This window comes from Micromonospora sp. S-DT3-3-22 (assembly GCF_015354745.1).
Classification (GTDB): Bacteria; Actinomycetota; Actinomycetes; order Mycobacteriales; family Micromonosporaceae; genus Micromonospora; species Micromonospora wenchangensis.
In genome coordinates this window covers 1-18,550 of sequence record NZ_JACGMO010000009.1, presented here as the reverse complement: position 1 = coordinate 18,550, position 18,550 = coordinate 1, and the positions used below count along the sequence as shown (strand labels likewise).

Sequence of the window (18,550 nt, the reverse complement as noted above, 5' to 3'; positions counted from 1 at the left end):
GCGCACGCCCTCCGACACCGACCCCGGCCCGGCCGCGGGGCGCAACCGCGGCCGGTCCCTCGCCGGTCGGCGGCGGAGGTGGCTGGTCAGACGGCGAGCGCGGCCAGGGCCGGCTCGACGTCGGTCCACTGGGAACCGAGCTCCGCCGAGCGGGTCACCGCGTCCAGCACGAGCTGGACCTGCAACGCGTCGGCGAACGACGGGGTCGGGTCGACGCCGGTGGCGACCGCCTCGACGAAGTCGCGCATCTCGTGCGTGAAGGAGTGCTCGTAGCCGATGATGTGACCCGGCGGCCACCAGGCCGCCATGTACGGGTGCTCGGCCTCGGTGACCAGGATGCGGGCGAACCCCTGCTCGGCCGTCGGCCGGGTGGCGTCGTAGAACTCCAGCTCGTTGAGGCGTTCCAGATCGAACACCACCGAACCGAGCGAACCGTTGATCTCCACCCGGAGGGCGTTCTTGCGGCCGGTGGCGAACCGGGTCGCCTCGTACGTGGCCAGTGCTCCGTCGTCGAGCCGGGCCACGAAGATCGCGGCGTCGTCGACGGTGACCGTGCCGGTCGCCGTGGCGGTGCCGTCGACCTCGGCGGCCAGGCCGCTGGACGCGCCCGGCAGCGGGCGTTCCTTGACGAACGTCTCGGTCACGGCGCTGACCCCGGTGATCCGTTGCCCGGTCACGTACTGGGTCAGGTCGATGATGTGCGCCCCGATGTCACCGAGGGCACCGGAGCCCGCCTTGTCCTTCTCCAGCCTCCAGACCAGGGGGAACTGCGGATCGACGATCCAGTCCTGGAGGTACGTCGCGCGGACGTGCCGGATCGTCCCCAGCCGTCCTTCGGCGACGAGCTGTCGCATCAGGGCGACGGCGGGCACCCGGCGGTAGTTGAACCCGCACATGGACCGGACCCCGGCGGCTGCCGCGGTGGCCGCGGCGGCGGTCATCGCCCGCGCCTCGGTCACCGTGTTGGCCAGCGGTTTCTCGCAGATCACGTGTTTGCCGGCGGCGAGCGCGGCGAGGGCGATCTCGGCGTGGCTGTCACCTGGTGTGCAGATGTCGACCACGTCGATGTCGTCCGAGTTGACCAGGGCACGCCAGTCGGTGGTGTGCGCGTCCCAGCCCAGCCGGTCGGCTGCCTCGGCGACCTTCGCGGCGTCCCGGCCGCAGATCTTCGCCATCCGAACCCGGGCGGGCAGGTCGTACACCCGGTTCACGGTGCGCCACGCCTGTGAGTGCGCGGCGCCCATGAACGAGTACCCGATCATCCCGATCCGGAGTTCGTTGTCGTGAGTGGACAAGGTGGGTCTCCCCCCGTGTATCAGAACCCGAGCTTGAGGTAGTTGCTCGCGTTCTCCTTGGTGATCGTCTCCGAGGCGAGCACGATCTCCTTGGGCACCTGGAGTTCCACCAGGTCGGACATGCCCTTGCCCTGGGCGATGAGGCGGGCCAGGGAGATGGCCGAGGAGGCCATCGACGGGCTGTAGGTCACGGTCGCCTTGAGCACCGTGTTGTCGGCCTGGATGTCCTCCATGGCCTTCTTCGAGCCGGCGCCGCCGACCATGAAGAACTCCTTGCGGTTGGCCTGGTTGACCGCGGCCAGGACACCGATGCCCTGGTCGTCGTCGTGGTTCCAGACCGCGTCGATCTTCGGCAGGGCCTGGAACAGGCCGGTGGCGGCCTGCTGGCCGGAGTCGGCGGTGAACTCCGCCGGCCGCCGGTTGGCCACCTTGAACCCGGCCGTGGCCAGGGTATCGGCGAAGCCCTTGGACCGCTGCTGGGTCAGCTCCAGCGAGTCGATGCCGGGGATCTCACCGATGACCGGGTTGCTGACGCCCTTGGCCTTGAGCTGGGCCACGATGAAGTTCGCGGCGGCCACGCCCATGCCGTAGTTGTCGCCCATGATCTGCAGCCGGTAGGCCAGCGCGTCGGGGAAGGCCCGGTCCAGGTTGACCACCGGGATGCCGGCCTTCATCGCCTCCAGGCCGAACGCGTTGAGCTCCTTGCCGTCGTGCGGCAGCACCACGATGACGTCCGGCTTCTGCGCGACCAGGGTGGACAGCGCCGCCCGCTGGGCCGCCGCGTCCGCGCCGGCCTCGACGGTCTTGAAGTCCACGTCCGAGTACGCGCCGGCCTGCGCCTTGGCGTTGTTGGTGATGGCGGCGATCCAGCCGTGGTCGGCGGCGGGGGCGGAGAAGCCGATGGTGACCTTCTTGCCGGGGGCGCTGTTGCCGCCCTCGGCGTTGTCGGCCGCCTTGGTCTGCGCCGCGGTCGGTGTGGACTCGTTGCTGGTGCAACCGGCGAGGAGCACACCGGCGCCGACCGCCGCGCCGCCGAAGAGCAACCGGCGACGGGACAGGTCACGGGGCTGGGTCATGACGACCTCCAGAAAATGACGGATGGTGGGGGTGAAAAAGGTTGTGCTGATCCCGGCCACCGTCGGTGGCCGCCGGAATGTGATGGTGCGAAACGAGTCGGGCTGCGCCCGGTCAGGCGGGGGTGGTGACCTTGTTGCGGCTGAGGAACTGGGTGACGCTGCGGAACTGCACCTGCTGGATCAGGACGGCGCCGACGATGATGCCGCCCTTGACCATGTTCTGGGCCTCGGTGGACAGGCCGTTGATGGCGAAGAGGTTGGTGATGGTGGAGAAGATCAGCACACCGAGCAGGGAGCCGATGATCGTGCCCCGGCCACCGCTGAGCAGCGTGCCGCCGATGATGGCCGCGGCGATCGCGTCCAGCTCGTAGAGGTTGGCCATGGCCGCCTGGGCGGAGTTGGCCTGCGCGGTCAGCATGATCGCGGCGATGCCGCAGCACAGCCCGGACAGCGCGTAGAGCAGCAGGGTGTGCCGCCGGACGTTGATCCCGGCGAGCCGGGCCGCCTCGGGGTTGCCGCCGACGGCGACCGTACGCCGGCCGAAGGTGGTGCGGTTGAGCAGCACCCACCCGGCGGCGACCACGGCGGCGAGGATGTAGACCAGCAGCGGAATGCCGAGCAGATCGGTGCTGGCGATGCCGTTGATGAAGGAGTTGTTCGACACCTGGGTCTGCTTGCCGGAGATCTGGGCGGCCAGACCCCGGGCGGCGACCATCATGGCCAGCGTGGCGATGAACGCCACCAGCCGCCCGTACGAGATGAGTATCCCGTTGACCAGGCCGACCGCCACGCCGACCACGATCGCCGTGAAGATCATGCCGCCCGCGCCGTAGCTCTGGGTGGCGACCGTGGTCGCCCACACCCCGGCGAGGGCGACGATCGCGCCGACCGACAGGTCGATGCCGCCGCCGATGATCACGAAGGTCATCCCGACGGTGACCACCCCGACCACCGAGGCGAGCTTGAGGATGGTCAGCGTGTTGCCCCACACCCAGTCCGGGTTGGAGTAGAGATCCCAGCGGGTCGCGGCGCCGATCACGATCAGCACCACCAGCACGCCGATCAGGCCGAGGTTACGCTTCGCGCCCTCACCCCCGTCGCCGCTCCAGAAGGACAACCCGCCCGTCCTCGGCTTCTCCTTGAGCGACGCCGTCACCGCCGGGTCTACCGGCGGGGACTGCGCCGGCAGGTCCGCCGGCCGGTCCGGCGTCGCGGTCCCGGTCGACTCACTCATGCCGTCACCTCGTTATGTCCACTGCGCTCGCTCATGCCGGCGCGCCTTCCATCAGAGACCCCGCCATGACGAGGTCGAGCACGGTGTTCTCGTCCAGTTCGCCGGCGGGCGCCTCGCGCACCATCCGGCCCTCCCGCATCACCAGCACCCGATCGGCCAGGCCGAGCACCTCGGGCACCTCGCTGGAGACCAGCAGCACGCCGACCCCCTGGGCGGCCAGGCCGCGGATCACCCGGTACAGCTCGGCACGGGCCCCCACGTCCACCCCCCGGGTCGGCTCGTCGAGCAGCAGCAACCGGGTGTCGCCGAGCAGCCAGCGCCCGACCACCACCTTCTGCTGGTTGCCGCCGGAGAGGGTGCGTACCGCCCGGCGCACGTCGTTGGGCCGGAGCTGGAGGTCGTCGGCGATCCGCTCCGCCTCGGCCCGCTCCCGCCCGGCGTTGGTGAAGCCGAGGCGGGCGTACCGGGTGAAGGTCGCCAGGGTGACGTTGCGGTGGATCGGCTCGCCGAGCAGCAACGCCTGGCTCTTGCGTTCTTCGGGGGCCATGCCCATGCCGGCCCGGACCGCCGCGCCGACGCTGCCCGGCCGCAGGGTCCGGCCGCCCATCCGGATGGTGCCGGACTCGGCGCGCCGGGCACCGTAGATCGTCTCCAGCAGTTCCGAGCGGCCGGAGCCGACCAGCCCGGCGATGCCGACGATCTCGCCGGGACGGACGCTGAGCGAGACGTCGGCGAACTCGCCGGTCCGGCTCAGCCCGTCGACCCGCAGCAGTTCGTCGCCGGTGGCCGGCGCGGTCGGGCGGTCCGGGAAGACGTACTCGATGGTCCGGCCGGTCATCCGGGCGACCAGGTCGCGGGTCGGGGTGTCCCGGGCCGGCAGGTTCGCCGCGGTGGTCCGGCCGTCCTTGAGTACGGTGACCCGGTCGCCGATCTCGCGGATCTCCTCCATCCGGTGCGAGATGTAGATGACCGCGATGCCCTGGGCGGTGAGTTCCCGGATGATCCGGAAGAGGTTGTCCACCTCGTCGTGCGCCAGCACCGCGCTCGGCTCGTCCATGATGATCAGGCGGGCCTCGTGGGACAGCGCGCGGGCCATGCTGACCACCTGCTTGCCGGCGGCCGGCAGCGCGCGCACCATCCGGCCGGGCGGGATCTCGCCGTGGCCGAGCCGGCTCAGGATCTCCCGGGTACGCCGGGCCATCAGCCCGCGCCGGACGAATCCGGCGACCTTCGGCTCGTGCCCGAGGAAGGCGTTCTCGGCGACCGACAGGTCCTCGACCAGGTCGAGTTCCTGGTAGATGGTGGCGATGCCGGCGCGCATGGCGGCCTGCGGGTTGGCGAAGTGCGCCGGTTCGCCGCGCCATTCCACCTGGCCGGAGTCGGGCCGGTGCACCCCGGCGAGCACCTTGATCAGGGTGGACTTGCCGGCGCCGTTCTGCCCGAGCAGGCAGTGCACCTCACCGGCCCGCACCTCAAGCTGCACGCCGTCGAGGGCGCGTACGCCGGGGAAGGTCTTGACCACGTCGGTCAGCCGGAGCACCACCTCACCGGCGACGGTGTCGGCGGGCGCCTCGACCAGCGGGGCCTTGTCCCCGGCGGCGGAATGCGACTCGGCGCTCATGATGCCTCCCCGAAGGCGACGTCGCTGGCGAGGACGGCCGCGCCGGCCACTCCGGCGCGCGGTCCCAGCTCGGACAGGACGACCGGCAGGTTGCCGGTGGCCAGCGGCAGCGAACGGCGGTAGACCACGCTGCGGATCTCGGCGAGCAGGATGTGCCCGAGGTGGGCCAGCCCGCCACCGATGACGATCATCGACGGGTTGGTGAAGCTGACCAGCCCGGCCAGCACCTGCCCGACCCGGCGGCCCCCGTCGCGGATGAGCTGGATGCAGGTGACGTCGCCCTCGATCGCCGCCTCGGCGACGTCGCGGGCGGAGACCGCGCCCCGGGCGGCGAGCCGTTCGGCCAGCGCCGGCGAGGTACCGGTACGCGCCGCGACGGCGGCCTCCCGGGCCAGTGCCGCCCCGCTGAACACGGCCTCCAGGCAACCGGCGTTTCCGCAGGTGCAGGCCGGTCCGCCGGCCTCGGCCTGGATGTGCCCGATGTCGCCGGCACACCCGTCGGTGCCCCGGTAGACCTCGCCGCTCAGGTAGATCCCACACCCTATTCCGGTGCCGATCTTGACGAAGAGGAAGTCGTCGACCGAGTGGGCCACCCCGCCGTGCCGCTCGCCGATCGCCATGATGTTCACGTCGTTGTCGACCACCGCCGGGCACCCGTGCTCACGGCTGATCAGCTCGCGTACCGGGTAGCGGTCCCAGCCCGGCATGATCGGCGGCGAGACCGGCACCCCGTCGCGGAAGCTGACCGGGCCGGGCAGGCCGATGCCGACACCGTTGAGCCGCTCGTACGCCCCGTCCACCCGGGCCTTGTGCAGCAGGTCGTTGACCCGGTGCAGGATGGCCTTCGGGCCGGAGCGGATGTCGGCCGGCTCGGCGTACGCGGCGATCGGTTCGAGCCGCCCGTTGACCACCTCGACGTCGATCGAACTGGCGCCCATGTCGATGCCGGCGAACCGCAGGTGGGGGTTCAGCTCGACCAGGGTCGACCGGCGGCCGCCCCGCGAGGCGGCCAGTCCGGCCTCGGCCACCAGACCCAGCCCGACCAGCCGTTCCAACTCGGCGAGGAGCCGGGGCCGGGGCATCTGCAACCGGTCGCCCAGCTCGGCCCGGGACGCTGGCCCCTCGTCACGGAGCAGCCGTAACAGCTGCACGTGCAGGGGATCTGCCGTCCGCACGGGACTCACCTCCGCCTCAGGGTTCACATTGACGTCACGCCGTTGTGTTGTGGTCGACACAGTAGGAGACTTCCGTGGCACGTGTCCATAGCTTCGGTCGTTCCTCCGGCAACTTTTGTCCGAACGAACAAAAGCTACTAGTCGATCAAGAAAAGGTTGACAGACCGAGAAATCTCCGCAACGACCTGCTACGGGCACCGGGTGAGCGCCGCCCGCCGGGCCCGGCACGGGCGGGGGAAGCATTACCGGATCGCACCGGGACATGACAAGACCCCGCCCCGCCACGGTCGACGCGGCGGGGCGGGGCGGTGGTTCCGACGGGCCCCTCGGGGGCGGCCCGTGTGACGCGGGTCAGCGGCCGGGGGCGGCGTTGCGCTTCTTGCGCAGCTTGCGGTCGTCGCGCAGCTCGACGTACGGCTCCTCGTCCGGGTCGTGGCCGGCGGAGATCGCCCGGCCCCGCTCCAACTCGGCGTCGAACTCCGCGCCGAGCAGGATCGCGATGTTGCTCAGCCAGAGCCAGACCAGGAAGATGATCACGCCGGCCAGTGCCCCGTAGGTCTTGTTGTAGGACCCGAAGTTGCTGACGTACAGGGCGAACAGGCCCGAGACCAGCAACCAGAGCAGCACCGCCAGCACGCCACCCGGGCTGACCCAGCGGAACCCGCCGTGCCGGGCGTTCGGCGACGCCCAGTAGAGGATCGCGAACATCAGGCTGACCAGCACCAGCAGCACCGGCCACTTGGCGATGTTCCACACCGTCACCGCCGTCGAGCCCAACCCGATGGCGCTGCCGGCCTGCTCGGCGAGGCCGCCGGTGAAGACCACGATCACCGCGGCGGCGAGCAGCAGCACCCCCACCAGGGCGGTCACCCCGAGCCGGATGGGCAGCGTCTTCCACACCGGCCGCCCCTCCGGCACGTCGTAGATGCTGTTCGAGGCCCGCATGAACGCGCCCACGTAGCCGGAGGCCGACCAGAACGCGGCGACCAGACCGATGACCGCGGCGACGCTCGCCAGCCCACCCGACTGGCCGGCCTGGTCGATCGCGGTCTCGATGATGGTGCGGATGTTCTCCTCCGGCACCACCTGCCCGACGGTGTCCCGGACCCCGCTGGTGGCGCGCTCCCCGAGCAGACCGAGAATCGAGATCAGCACCAGCATCCCGGGGAAGATCGACAGCACCCCGTAGTAGGTCAGCGCGGCGGCCCAGTCGGTCAGGCTGTCCTCCTGGAACTCCCGCCCGGTGCGTTTGAGCGCCGCTCTCCAGTCCGCCCGGTGCAGGTCGGCGGGGCTGTCCGGGCCGTCGTCGGGACCGGCCGGCCGGGTACGCGCGTCGACCTCCCGCCGACCGCCCCGCTGCCGGTCACCGGACACTGGCCCGCCGGACACGGGCTCACCCGACGGGCGGTCCCCCGACCGGTCCCGGTCGCGCCGGGCTGCGGTCACGGTGGCCGCGTCGTCGCGGTCGGCGTGGGTCTCGTCGGAGGCCATCGCCCCTCCTCGGGGATCTGCGGATGTCGCCCTCCGACATGCCCCGCCGCAGCCGCCGCCTAACCCCCGACCAGCGGCAGAGGTGACGACGGGCACTCCCCCGCCGCCGGGCGTGCGGGCAACGCCTCGGGATCGGGCCGCCGGTCCCCCCGCAGGCCCGTTAAGCCCTTCTCGCCGTTCCGGCGACGAATGCCCGCCAGGCATACGGGTCAAAGGCCAGCACCGGCCCGCCCGGGTCCTTGGAATCCCGCACCATCACCACGCCGGGGAGGTTCTCCGCCACCTCGACGCACGCACCACCGCCGCCATTGCTACGGGTGCTCTTGCGCCACCGGACGTCGCTCAGATCCATGTTTCCGCCTCCCTCTATCAGTTCGAGGGAGTGCCGTTGCCATGCTGCCTCACGACCTTCGCCACGAACTCCCGCCACGTGTCCGGACGAAAGGCCAGCACCGGACCCTGCGGGTCCTTGGAATCACGCACGGCTACCACGCCGGACAGATTGTCGGCCACCTCGACGCAGTTGCCTCCCTGACCGTTGCTGCGGCTGCTCCTGCGCCACCGGGCGTCGCTCAGATCCATGTCTCCGCCACTTCTGCTATCAGTTCCAAGGACTGCTGCTGCGACAGCGCCTCACCACGGATCGATTCCCAGACCTCGACCATCTGTCGAAGATAATCGGAGCGGTCGACCACCTGGCCGTGGAGCTGACCCTCCTGGTAGACGACATCCTCCCCGTGTGGCGAGGTGGCTATCACGAAGGGGCCGTTGATCCCAGGGTACGCGCCGGCCGAAAACGGCACGACCTGCATTCGGACCCGAGGCAACGTGGATCCCGCTTTCACCAGGTGACGCAACTGCTCGCGCATCACCTCCGGCCCACCGATCTGGCGGCGCAGCACGCACTCATCGATGACGGCGGTGAGCAGTGGTGGCCGGTCTCGGGTGAGTATCGCTCGGCGATCGAGGCGGGTCGTCACCTGCTGCTCGATCTCGTCAGGTGCGAACAATCCGCCGCCGGACAGCAGTGCATGGGCATAAGCCTCGGTCTGCAACAGGCCCGGCACACAGAGCGGTTCGAACGTCCGCAGCGCCGTCGCTTCCTGCTCGATGCCGGCCCAGTCACGAAACCACGGCACCACGGTTTCCCGGCTGATCCGGCGTTGGATTCGTTCGAAGCGGCCGTCGGTGGTGAACACCGTGTCGCAGCGGCGGGCGAAGTCCAGGCTCGGCCGGCGTTCGCAGGTCTCCACCTTGGCGACCAGGGCACCCGAATAGCTCAGCGCCTCGGCCAGCGCCGCCTGGGACATGCCGTGGGCGGCCCGGGTGAGCCGAAGTTCCTCCGCGAAGTGGTCCAGCATCGACGAGCGTTCCACCAGACAGCCTCCGTACATTGTCGTACCGCTCGGGCTCGACCGGTCCACGCCTGCGTCGTCGGCACGGCGGACCTCCCACCGTAGCCGGGTCATCAACAGACTGTCACCCAGCGGGACCGCTCCCGGGATCGGACGGTGGGCGGAACCAGGCCGGGAGCGTCCGTCGGTGTCGTCGGCGGACGCTCCCCTCCACCATCGACGGAGGCTCGACCATGCGTCAGGTTCTCGGATCGCGCTGCGGATTCTCGGGGCACCCCGGCCCCCGTTCCGGTCGACCGGATCGGCCCGAGCCGGGCCACGACGGGCCGGGGCGCGGCCGCCCGGCCTACGGTGATCCCGGCCGGGGCAGGTCGGGCGGCGTGTACTCCGACCGGGTCGGGGCCGGGCCGGGTGGGAGCGTCCGCCCGGTACGGCCGGGGCGGCGCTGATGCCCCGGTACCGTCCCCACGTGGCCGCCCGCCCCTCCTGGCGGTGCCGGGTGTGCGGGGCGGCCTGGCCGTGTTCGCCGGCGCGGCTGGCGCTGCTCGGGGAGTACCGCGAGGATCGCATCGCCCTGCTCGTCTACCTGGGCCTCCTGTTGGGCGAGGCCATGGACGACCTCGCCGGGCTGCATGGCGTCGCGCCACCCGGCCTCACCGAACGCATCGTCACCTGGGCACGGTCCCGGTAACCCGAGCCCACCTGACCGGCCGGTGATCGACTCAGGTGGGCTGATGTTGCGCTGTCCGGTTCGGATGATCACGCCATATCGCCGCAACAGCGACCAGCACCCCGACGATCCTCAGAGGTCGGCGGGGGCCGTCGCGGCGCGGGCGGCGGCGACGAGCTGGTCGGTCTCGGCGCGTACCTCGTCGGCGTCGACCGGGGTGCCGGGGTCGTAGCGGACCGTCCAGGTCAGACCGTCCGCCCCGGCCACCCGCCGGGCCGCGATCCGCCCCGAGCCGCCGGGCACCGGGTGCTGCTGGGTGTACGCCACCGAGCGGGTCACCCGGGCCCGCACCTGGTGCGGCAGGTCACCCGGGTCGAGCAGCAGGTACGTCTCGGCGGGACCGTCGGCGACCACCAGGTAGCCGTCCCGCTCGGCAGCCGTCGCGGCCGGGGTGACCGTCAACTCCCGCCCGGACCAGACGGCCTTGAGGATGTCGTGCCACCCCAACCGCTCCCCCCGGCCCGGCAGCCAGAGCCCGAGGTTCGTCGCCACCAGCACCCCGCCACCGGCAGCATCACCACCGGCACCGGCCGACGTGCCCTCGGCGGGCGACGCGCCACTGCTGCCGCCGTCGCCGGGAGCGGCCCAGGCCAGTACGCGTTCACCGGCGGCCAGGGGCGGGCGGACGGCGGACGGCACCCTGCGTTTGCGGCCGAACAGTCCCATCAGAGTCCTCCCGCGGCCTGCTCGCGCAGGGCCCGCGCGTGCTGTTCCAGCGAGAGCAGTTCCCCGAAGAGAGCGAAGTACTCGTCCTTCTGGGTGACCGGGTTGATCCGCTGGATCTTGGACTTGAGGTCCCTGATCCGGGCGGTCACCGAGCCCCACTGCAACCGGGCCATGGTGATCGAGACGTACCTCGGGTCGGGCTCGCCGTCGAGCCGCAGCGGTTCCACGGCCAGCTCGCCGACCAGCGCCTGGGCCGCCAGGTCGGTGCAGGCGTCCCGGACCGCCTCGATCCACACCGCGCCACCGGCCGCGACGGCCACCCCGCCGGCCGCCGCGATCGCGGTACGCACCGCGACGTGCACCGGGTGCCGGTACTCGGCGGCCTCGACGGCGTCGAACATCGGGCCGGCGAGGACCGGCTCCTGGAGGGCGAGCTTCAACGCCTCCCGCTCGACCATCGACTCCGGACTGTCCACGGCGGGCACGGCCGGCCGGGTCCGACCCCGGGGCGGGGCGGCGGCCTCCCGCTCGCCGGGGGACTGGGCGGCGGCCAGCACCGCCCGCTGCACCGGCTCGATCTCCATGCCGAGGTCACCGGCGAGCTTGCGGACGTACTCGGGACGCTTCTCCCGGTCCTTGATCTTGGCGACCAGCGGGGCGGCCCGGCGCATCGCCTCCACCCGGCCGTCCACCGTGTCCAGGTCGTACCGGTTGATGACGTGCCGCAGGGCGAAGTCGACGAGCGGCTCGCGGCGGGCCACCAGGTCACGGATCGCCAGGTCACCCTTTGCCAACCGCAGGTCGCACGGGTCCATGTTGTCCGGGCTGACCGCGATGAAGGTACGCCCGACGAAGCGCTGGTCGTCCTCGAAGGCGCGCAGCGCGGCCTTCTGCCCGGCGGCGTCCCCGTCGAAGGTGAAGATCACCTCACCGGCCACCGCGTCGGTGTCGAGCAGCAGCCGGCGCAGCACGCCGATGTGGTCGGCGCCGAAGGCCGTGCCGCAGGTCGCCACGGCGGTCGGCACCCCGGCCAGGTGGCAGGCCATCACGTCGGTGTAGCCCTCGACCACGACCACCCGGCCCTGCTTGGCGATCTCCCGTTTGGCCTGGTCGATGCCGTAGAGGACGTGCGACTTCTTGTAGATCGGCGTCTCGGGGGTGTTGAGGTACTTCGGGCCGTCGTCATCGTCGAAGAGCTTGCGGGCCCCGAAGCCGATCACGTCGCCGGCGATGTCCCGGATCGGCCACATCAGCCGGCGGCGGAACCGGTCGATCAGGGTGCCCGAGCGCGACGGCCGGGACAGCCCGCCGGTGACCAACTCGTCGTGGCTGAACCCCTGCTGGCGCAGGTGCTTGGTGAGCAGGTCCCAGGCGTCCGGGGCGAAGCCGCAGCCGTACCGCTGCGCGGCGGCCCGGTCGAAGCCGCGCCGGGCCAGGAACTCCCGGGCCGGACGCGCGCCGGCCGTGGTGAGCTGCGCCTGGTAGAACTCCACGGCGGCGGCGTGCGCGGCCACCAGCCGCTGCTTCTGCCCCTGCTGCGGGCGGGTCCGGGGGGTCGACTGGTCGTTCTCGACGTACCGCAGCTGGATGCCGGCGCGGTCGGCGAGCCGTTCGACGGACTCGACGAAGCTGAGATGCTCGGCGTCCATCAGGAACTTGATCGCGTCGCCGCCAACGCCGCACCCGAAGCAGTAGAAGACGTTACGGGCCGGCGAGACGTTGAACGACGGGCTCTTCTCGTCGTGGAACGGGCACAGGCCCTTGAGGTTGCCGCCACCGGCCGACTTGAGGGTCACCGTGTCCGAGATGACCTCGGCGATGGAGGTGCGCTCGCGGACCAACGCGATGTCCTCGTCCCTGATCCGCCCAGCCACCGACGCCACCTCCTCAGGGCTACATCCTGCCCTGCCGCATCGACGATCCGGCGTCGGGGGGACGCCGTGTGGCCCACACCGCCACCGACCACGGGACGGGCATGCGGGGAGCGGTGGTGCCGGGTCGGGGGCGACGTCGGGGCGTCCGCTGGCGATGGTGTCGGCGGCGGGTCGGCGGAGTCGCCGTACGGCCCGGCGTGGCCGGGTCGCGGCCTCGTCGCCGTACGGCCGGGTCAGCCGACGGCTGCGGCCTCCTCGGCCTCGACCTGCCGGTTCCAGTCCGGCTTGGTGGAGCGCCAGCCCTCGTCGTCCATGCCCTGCCGCCAGTAGCCGGAGATCGACAGCGCCTCCCGGGGTACCGACCGCTCGACCCGCAGCAGCCGGCGCAGCTCCTTGACGAAGGTGGCCTCGCCGTGCACGAACGCGTGCACCCGGCCGGGCGGGAACTCCAGCTCCCGGACGGCCGCGACCAGGGCCTCGCCGACCGGCCGGCCGGCCCGGTGCAGCCAGGTCAACGCCACCGCGCCGGGACTCGGCAACGCCTGCTCGTCGGCCGGGTCGGCGATCTCGACCAGGACGACCGCCGGGGCGCCCTCGGGCAGCCGCTCCAACGCGGCACCGATCGCCGGCAGGGCACTCTCGTCGCCCACCAGCAGGTGCCAGTCCGCCGTCGGATCCGGCGCGTACGCCCCACCCGGGCCGACGAACAGCACCTCGTCGCCCGGACGCAGCCGCGCCGCCCACGGCCCGGCCAACCCCTCGTCCCCGTGGTGCACCACGTCGATGGTCATCTCCCCGGCCGCCGCGTCCCAGGCCCGCACCGTGTACGCGCGCAGCCGGGGCCACTGCTCCCGGGGCAGCTCCCGCTTGACCGCCGTCAGGTCCAGCGGCCTCGGCAGGTCCACCCCCTCGGGCGGGAAGACCAGCTTGACGTAGTGGTCGGTGAACTCCCCCACCGGCAGACCGGCCAACTCCTCCCCACCGAGAACGAGCCGGACCAGGTGCGGGGTGGGCCGTCCGGTCCGCACCACCCGCGCCGCAGTAACCATCTTGGAGCGCTCCGCCATAAAACTAAGGCTACCCTAACTCCCCCACCCCCGCTCCCCCGCCCCACGCCCGCCCCCCAACCCCCGGTGATCAAGAGGTTTGCGTCAACCTCCCCCGTGATCAAGAGGTTCGCGTCAACCCAGTGATCAACTTTGACGCAAACCTCTTGATCGTTTGACGCAAACCTCTTGATCACCGGAGCGAGGGGCGGGGGCGAGGGGCGAGCGACCGGACGGGGCGGGGCGGAAGGCTGGGGCGGGCGGGAAGGGAGGTGGGACCGGGCTAGGGCGGGACCGGTGTTCAGGTGAGGTGGGTGTGCCAGGTCAGGGCGGCGGGGTCGGTGAGGGAGGCGACCTGGTCGATGATGACGCGGAGGCGGGCGGGGTCGTCTCCGGCCTGCCGCCACAGCGGGGCGAAGACCGGATCGAGGGCGTCCGGGGCGCGGTCGGCGAGCACGGTGACCAGTTCGGTGAGCACCTCCCGCTGACGGTCGTAGCGGGCGCGGGCGTCCGGGCGGCACATCACGTACCGCCAGGCGATGCCCTTGAGCAGGGCGCACTGCGCCCTGATCCGGCGCGGCACGACCAGGTCGGCGGCGTACCGGCGGTGCGGGCCGGGGCCGAAGCGGTCCCGGGTCGCCCCGACCACGGTCGCCACGAACCGGCCGGTGAGCACGCTGGTGGTGGCCTTGAGTGCGACCTGCGCCCGGTGGCTGCCGTCGTACCCGGCCAGCGGGGTGAGCGCCGGGTCGGCGAGCAGTTCGACCAGCACCCCGCCGAGGTCGTCCGGGGACTCGCCGGAGTAGACGGCGGCCACGTCGACGCAGAGCGCGGCGCGTTCGTCCGGGTCGTGCAGGAGGGGACGCAGCGAGACGTAGCCGCCGTGGATGCCGTCCTCGACGTCGTGCACCGAGTACGCCACGTCGTCGGCCCAGTCCATCACCTGCGCCTCCAGGCAGCGGCGGGCCCCACCGGACGGGTCGCCGGGTTGACCGGGACCGGGTGGGACCGGGGCGGGGCTGCCGGCGCGCAGCCAGTCGAAGACCGGGCGGTCGTCGCCGTACACACCGAACTTGCGCAACCCGGGGCGGCGGGGCCACGGGTACTTGCTGACCGCGTCGAGGGCGGCCCGGGTGAGGTTGAGCCCGGCCGGGCTGCCGTCCGGGGCGAGCACCTTCGCCTCCAGCCGGGTGAGCACCCGCAGCGTCTGCGCGTTGCCCTCGAAGCCGCCGCAGGACGCGGCGAGCCCGTCGAGGGTGTCCTCGCCGTTGTGCCCGAACGGCGGGTGCCCGAGGTCGTGGGCCAGCCCGGCGGTGTCCACCAGATCGGGGTCGCAGCCGAGCCGGGCCCCCATCTCCCGGGCGATCTGGGCCACCTCCAGCGAGTGGGTCAACCGGGTACGCAGGAAGTCGTCGGTGCCGGCGACGTGCACCTGGGTCTTCGCGGCGAGCCGGCGGAACGCCGCCGAGTGCAGCACCCGGGCCCGGTCCCGCTCGTACGGGGAGCGGCCGTGGCCGGTGTCCTTGGGTGCCTCCTGCACCCACCGTCGCGCGTCGGCCGGGTTCCCGTCGACGCCGGGTGGTCGGGCGGGCGGTTCCACCATCCGGCCTCCCCTTCACGGTCGTCCCCCAGGGTCGGGGGAGCCCAGGTTACGCCGCACCGCGCGGGTGGGCGCGGGCACCGGGAACCCCGCGACCCTTCCGGGCACCGCCGCCGGGAACACCCCGCGACGCCGACCGGTGCTGGCCAAGGCGGACAACCCTGCGACGCCGACCGGTGGCGGCCCGGCGAATACCCGCGACGCCCACCGGTGGCCGGGCCGGTGGGCGTCGCGGGCGGTCAGCGGCTGTCGGAGCCGGTGGTCTCGATGGCGGCCCGGCCGGCCTCCAGCCGGGCGACCGGCACCCGGAACGGCGAGCAGGAGACGTAGTCCAGCCCCACCTCGTGGAAGAAGTGCACCGAGTCGGGGTCGCCGCCGTGTTCGCCGCAGACGCCGAGCTTCAGCCCGGGGCGGGCGGCCCGACCCTCCTCGGCGGCGATCCGGATCAGCCGGCCGACGCCGTCGCGGTCGATCGACTCGAACGGGGAGATGCCGAAGATGCCCAGTTCCAGGTAGCGCCAGAAGAACGCGCCCTCGACGTCGTCGCGGGAGAAGCCCCAGCCCATCTGGGTGAGGTCGTTGGTGCCGAAGGAGAAGAACTGCGCCGCCTCGGCGATCTGGCCGGCGGTCAGCGCCGCCCGGGGCACCTCGATCATGGTGCCGATCAGCACCTCGACCCCGCTGTCCCCGACCACCTCGGCGATGATCTTCTCGGCTTCGGCGCGTACCGTCTCCAGTTCCTGGACCGCGCCGACCAGCGGGACCATGATCTCGGGGCAGGCCGTGCCGCCGTCGCGGGTGACCGCGACGGCGGCCTCGGCGATGGCGCGGACCTGCATCGCGAACAGGCCGGGGATGACCAGGCCGAGGCGGACCCCGCGCAGGCCGAGCATCGGGTTCTCCTCGTGCATCCGGCGGACGGCGGCGAGCAGCGCCTCCTCCTTGGCGACGTCCTCGCCGCGTTCCTGGGCGACGGCGACGTTGACCGCGAGTTGTTCCAGCGGGGGCAGGAACTCGTGCAGCGGCGGGTCGATCAGCCGGACGGTGACGGGCAGCCCGGCCATCTCGCGGAAGATCTCCACGAAGTCCTGGCGCTGTAGGGGCAGCAGAGCGGCGAGCGCGTCGGTGCGGTCGGCGTCGGTGGCGGCGAGGATCAGCCGTTCGACCAGTTCCCGTCGGTCGCCGAGGAACATGTGCTCGGTGCGGCACAGGCCGATGCCCTCGGCGCCGAAGCGCCGGGCGCGGGCCGCGTCGGCCCCGGTGTCGGCGTTCGTCCGCACGGCCAGCCGCCGTCGCGTGTCGGCGTGCGTCATGATCCGGTGTACGGCCCGGACCAGCGCGTCGTCGGTCCGCTCCGGGTCGAGGGTGCCCTCGAAGTACTGCACCACCTCGGACGGCGTGACCGGCACCTCGCCCAGGTAGACCTTGCCGGTGGTGCCGTCGATGGAGACGACGTCGCCCTCGGCGACGGTGTGCCCGCCGACGGTGAACCGCTTCGCCGGCACGTTGACCTCGATCTCGTCGGCCCCGGAGACACAGGTCTTGCCCATTCCCCGGGCCACCACGGCGGCGTGGCTGGTCTTGCCGCCGCGCGAGGTGAGGATGCCCTGGGCGGCGATCATGCCGTTGAGGTCGTCGGGGTTGGTCTCCCGGCGGACCAGGATCACCGCCTTGCCCTCGGCGGCCAGCTCGACCGCGCGGGCGGAGGTGAAGACCACCGCGCCGGAGGCGGCCCCCGGGGAGGCCCCGATACCCGTGGCGACCGCCTCGATCCCGTGGTCGAGCTGGAAGCGGGGGAACATGAGCTGGGCGAGCTGCGCGCCGTTGACCCGGTGCAGCGCCTCGTCGAGGTCGATCAGGCCCTCGTCGACGAGCTGACCGGCGATGACGAACGCGGCGGCGGCGGTGCGCTTGCCGACCCGGGTCTGGAGCATCCAGAGCTTGCCCCGCTCGATGGTGAACTCGATGTCGCAGAGGTCCTGGTAGTGCCCCTCCAGCCGGGCCATGATGTCGAGCAGCTGGTCGTAGGAGGTCTTGTCGAGCCGTTCCAGTTCCTGCAACGGCACGGTGTTGCGGATGCCGGCGACGACGTCCTCGCCCTGGGCGTTGGCCAGGTAGTCGCCGTAGATGCCCTGCGCGCCGCTGCCCGGGTCGCGGGTGAAGGCGACGCCGGTGCCGGAGTCGGGGCCGAGGTTGCCGAAGACCATCGCCACCACGTTGACGGCGGTGCCCAGGTCGGCGGGGATGCGCTCCTGGCGGCGGTAGAGGATCGCCCGCTCGGCGTTCCACGACTCGAAGACCGCCCGGATGGCCAGGTCGAGTTGTTCGCGCGGCTCCTGCGGGAACTCCCGCCCGGTGTGCTTGGCGAAGATCTTCTTGTACGTCTCGACGAGTCCGCGCAGGTCGTCGGCGTCGAGGTCGAGGTCGTCGTGCGTGCCCTTGACGCGTTTGGCCTCGTCGAGGGCGTGCTCGAACTCCTCGCCGGGCACCTCGCAGACGGTCTTGCCGAACATCTGGATCAGCCGGCGGTAGGAGTCCCAGGCGAACCGGTCGTTGCGCCCCGCCTGGTTGCTCAGGCCGACGACGCTGCGGTCGTTGAGGCCGACGTTGAGGACGGTCTCCATCATGCCGGGCATCGAGAACCGGGCGCCGGAGCGTACCGAGACCAGCAGCGGGTCGTGCGGATCGCCGAGGCGTCGGCCCATCGCGCGTTCCAGCGCCTCCAGGTGGGCCTCGATCTGCCCGGCCAGCCCGTCCGGCTCCCGTCCGGTCGCCAGGTACGCCTGGCACGCCCCGGTGGTGATGGTGAAGCCCGGTGGCACCGGCAGGCCGAGATTGGTCATCTCGGCGAGATTGGCACCCTTTCCACCGAGCAGGTCCTTGAGGTCCTTGTTGCCCTCGGCGAAGTCGTAGACGTACTTGTCCGTCTCGTGCGCTGTCACCAGAAGCCTCCCACGCGCGCCGGAATTGACACTTAACGAAGGTTCAGTTCTGACTTACCCCGGGGCTGACCACCGGCAATCCGGCCTGGTCAGCGTTCGGTGGGCGAAGGTTAAGCGAACATCGGGCGGGCCGGGACCGTTCGGTGACAATAGGCACAGCGGTCACGACTATCCGCGTTCACGCCGGTTTCTGGGAACGCTTCCACGAGCACGATCACGCAATTCCGGTTCCTCCTCGTACTCTTGACGTCACCCGTCACGCCAAACCTGACCTTTGCCATATCCCTCGCGAATACACCCCTCGGAGCCGCCCCGTGTCGCGCACCCCACGTACCGGCGTCGCCCCCGTCCCCGAGCAGCCGCCGCGCCCCGACGCCGGCCCGACCCCGGCTACGCCGCCCACGGTCACGCCGCCCACGGTCACCCCGGCCGCGGGCACGCTGGC

General features: G+C 71.8%; 15 protein-coding genes. 1 reads left to right on the top strand and 14 read right to left on the bottom strand.

From position 1 onward, the window contains the following. Positions 1-86: 86 nt before the first annotated feature. From H1A17_RS04035 to H1A17_RS03995, 9 genes are all read right to left on the bottom strand, one after another. Complete coding sequence (locus H1A17_RS04035) at positions 87-1,295, bottom strand: Gfo/Idh/MocA family protein (RefSeq protein ID WP_145921238.1); 1,209 nt, start codon at positions 1,293-1,295, stop codon at positions 87-89. Positions 1,296-1,315: 20 nt separating this feature from the next. Beyond that, positions 1,316-2,371 (bottom strand): substrate-binding domain-containing protein, encoded by a 1,056-nt coding sequence (locus tag H1A17_RS04030; protein WP_145921239.1) that lies wholly within the window; start codon positions 2,369-2,371, stop codon positions 1,316-1,318. Positions 2,372-2,483: 112 nt separating this feature from the next. Then, entirely contained in the window at positions 2,484-3,605 is a 1,122-nt protein-coding gene (locus H1A17_RS04025; protein WP_145921240.1) for an ABC transporter permease, read from the bottom strand. Between the two features lie 31 nt (positions 3,606-3,636). After that, positions 3,637-5,226 (bottom strand): sugar ABC transporter ATP-binding protein, encoded by a 1,590-nt coding sequence (locus tag H1A17_RS04020; protein WP_145921241.1) that lies wholly within the window; start codon positions 5,224-5,226, stop codon positions 3,637-3,639. Then, entirely contained in the window at positions 5,223-6,401 is a 1,179-nt protein-coding gene (locus H1A17_RS04015) for an ROK family transcriptional regulator (RefSeq protein ID WP_145921242.1), read from the bottom strand. Before H1A17_RS04015 ends, H1A17_RS04020 begins: the two co-directional genes overlap by 4 nt. Before the next feature lie 351 nt (positions 6,402-6,752). Continuing rightward, positions 6,753-7,892, bottom strand: coding sequence for a YihY/virulence factor BrkB family protein (locus tag H1A17_RS04010; protein ID WP_145921243.1), 1,140 nt, complete (start codon positions 7,890-7,892; stop codon positions 6,753-6,755). A gap of 160 nt (positions 7,893-8,052) precedes the next feature. Further along, positions 8,053-8,244 (bottom strand): DUF397 domain-containing protein, encoded by a 192-nt coding sequence (locus tag H1A17_RS04005; protein WP_194821096.1) that lies wholly within the window; start codon positions 8,242-8,244, stop codon positions 8,053-8,055. 17 nt (positions 8,245-8,261) lie between these two features. Continuing rightward, on the bottom strand, positions 8,262-8,474 hold the full coding sequence (locus H1A17_RS04000) for a DUF397 domain-containing protein (RefSeq protein ID WP_194821095.1): 213 nt from the start codon (positions 8,472-8,474) through the stop codon (positions 8,262-8,264). Continuing rightward, positions 8,465-9,268, bottom strand: a complete 804-nt coding sequence (locus H1A17_RS03995; RefSeq protein WP_309236694.1) for a helix-turn-helix transcriptional regulator — start codon at positions 9,266-9,268, stop codon at positions 8,465-8,467. The genes H1A17_RS04000 and H1A17_RS03995 overlap by 10 nt, the downstream gene beginning before the upstream one ends. A gap of 448 nt (positions 9,269-9,716) precedes the next feature. Here H1A17_RS03995 and H1A17_RS03990 point away from each other — a divergent pair, with 448 nt between their 5' ends. Further along, positions 9,717-9,938, top strand: a complete 222-nt coding sequence (locus tag H1A17_RS03990; RefSeq protein WP_240762350.1) for a flavin reductase — start codon at positions 9,717-9,719, stop codon at positions 9,936-9,938. A gap of 111 nt (positions 9,939-10,049) precedes the next feature. On the opposite strand, the gene H1A17_RS03985 is transcribed toward H1A17_RS03990, so the two are convergent. The 5 genes from H1A17_RS03985 to ppdK form a co-directional block, all read right to left on the bottom strand. Then, the gene (locus tag H1A17_RS03985) at positions 10,050-10,643 is read right to left on the bottom strand and encodes a hypothetical protein (RefSeq protein WP_194821094.1); all 594 of its coding nucleotides are present in this window, start codon (positions 10,641-10,643) and stop codon (positions 10,050-10,052) included. Continuing rightward, complete coding sequence (gene dnaG, locus H1A17_RS03980; RefSeq protein WP_194821093.1) at positions 10,643-12,517, bottom strand: DNA primase; 1,875 nt, start codon at positions 12,515-12,517, stop codon at positions 10,643-10,645. Before dnaG ends, H1A17_RS03985 begins: the two co-directional genes overlap by 1 nt. Positions 12,518-12,750: 233 nt before the next feature. After that, positions 12,751-13,584: a siderophore-interacting protein gene (locus H1A17_RS03975; protein ID WP_145921248.1), complete on the bottom strand. Its 834-nt coding sequence runs from the start codon at positions 13,582-13,584 to the stop codon at positions 12,751-12,753. 280 nt (positions 13,585-13,864) lie between these two features. Then, the gene (locus H1A17_RS03970; protein ID WP_194821092.1) at positions 13,865-15,166 is read right to left on the bottom strand and encodes a deoxyguanosinetriphosphate triphosphohydrolase; all 1,302 of its coding nucleotides are present in this window, start codon (positions 15,164-15,166) and stop codon (positions 13,865-13,867) included. Between the two features lie 236 nt (positions 15,167-15,402). Next, entirely contained in the window at positions 15,403-18,105 is a 2,703-nt protein-coding gene (ppdK, locus tag H1A17_RS03965) for a pyruvate, phosphate dikinase (RefSeq protein ID WP_194821091.1), read from the bottom strand. Positions 18,106-18,550: the final 445 nt, after the last annotated feature.

Excerpts from the sequence above, each read along its gene's own strand:
- H1A17_RS04010 (WP_145921243.1), bottom strand. The coding sequence starts at position 7,892 with ATGGCCTCCGACGAGACCCACGCCGACCGCGACGACGCGGCCACCGTG.
- H1A17_RS04020 (WP_145921241.1), bottom strand. The coding sequence starts at position 5,226 with ATGAGCGCCGAGTCGCATTCCGCCGCCGGGGACAAGGCCCCGCTGGTC.
- H1A17_RS04025 (WP_145921240.1), bottom strand. The coding sequence starts at position 3,605 with ATGAGTGAGTCGACCGGGACCGCGACGCCGGACCGGCCGGCGGACCTG.
- H1A17_RS04000 (WP_194821095.1), bottom strand. The coding sequence starts at position 8,474 with ATGGATCTGAGCGACGCCCGGTGGCGCAGGAGCAGCCGCAGCAACGGT.
- H1A17_RS04030 (WP_145921239.1), bottom strand. The coding sequence starts at position 2,371 with ATGACCCAGCCCCGTGACCTGTCCCGTCGCCGGTTGCTCTTCGGCGGC.
- H1A17_RS03975 (WP_145921248.1), bottom strand. The coding sequence starts at position 13,584 with ATGGCGGAGCGCTCCAAGATGGTTACTGCGGCGCGGGTGGTGCGGACC.
- H1A17_RS03970 (WP_194821092.1), bottom strand. The coding sequence starts at position 15,166 with ATGGTGGAACCGCCCGCCCGACCACCCGGCGTCGACGGGAACCCGGCC.
- H1A17_RS03985 (WP_194821094.1), bottom strand. The coding sequence starts at position 10,643 with ATGGGACTGTTCGGCCGCAAACGCAGGGTGCCGTCCGCCGTCCGCCCG.
- H1A17_RS04005 (WP_194821096.1), bottom strand. The coding sequence starts at position 8,244 with ATGGATCTGAGCGACGTCCGGTGGCGCAAGAGCACCCGTAGCAATGGC.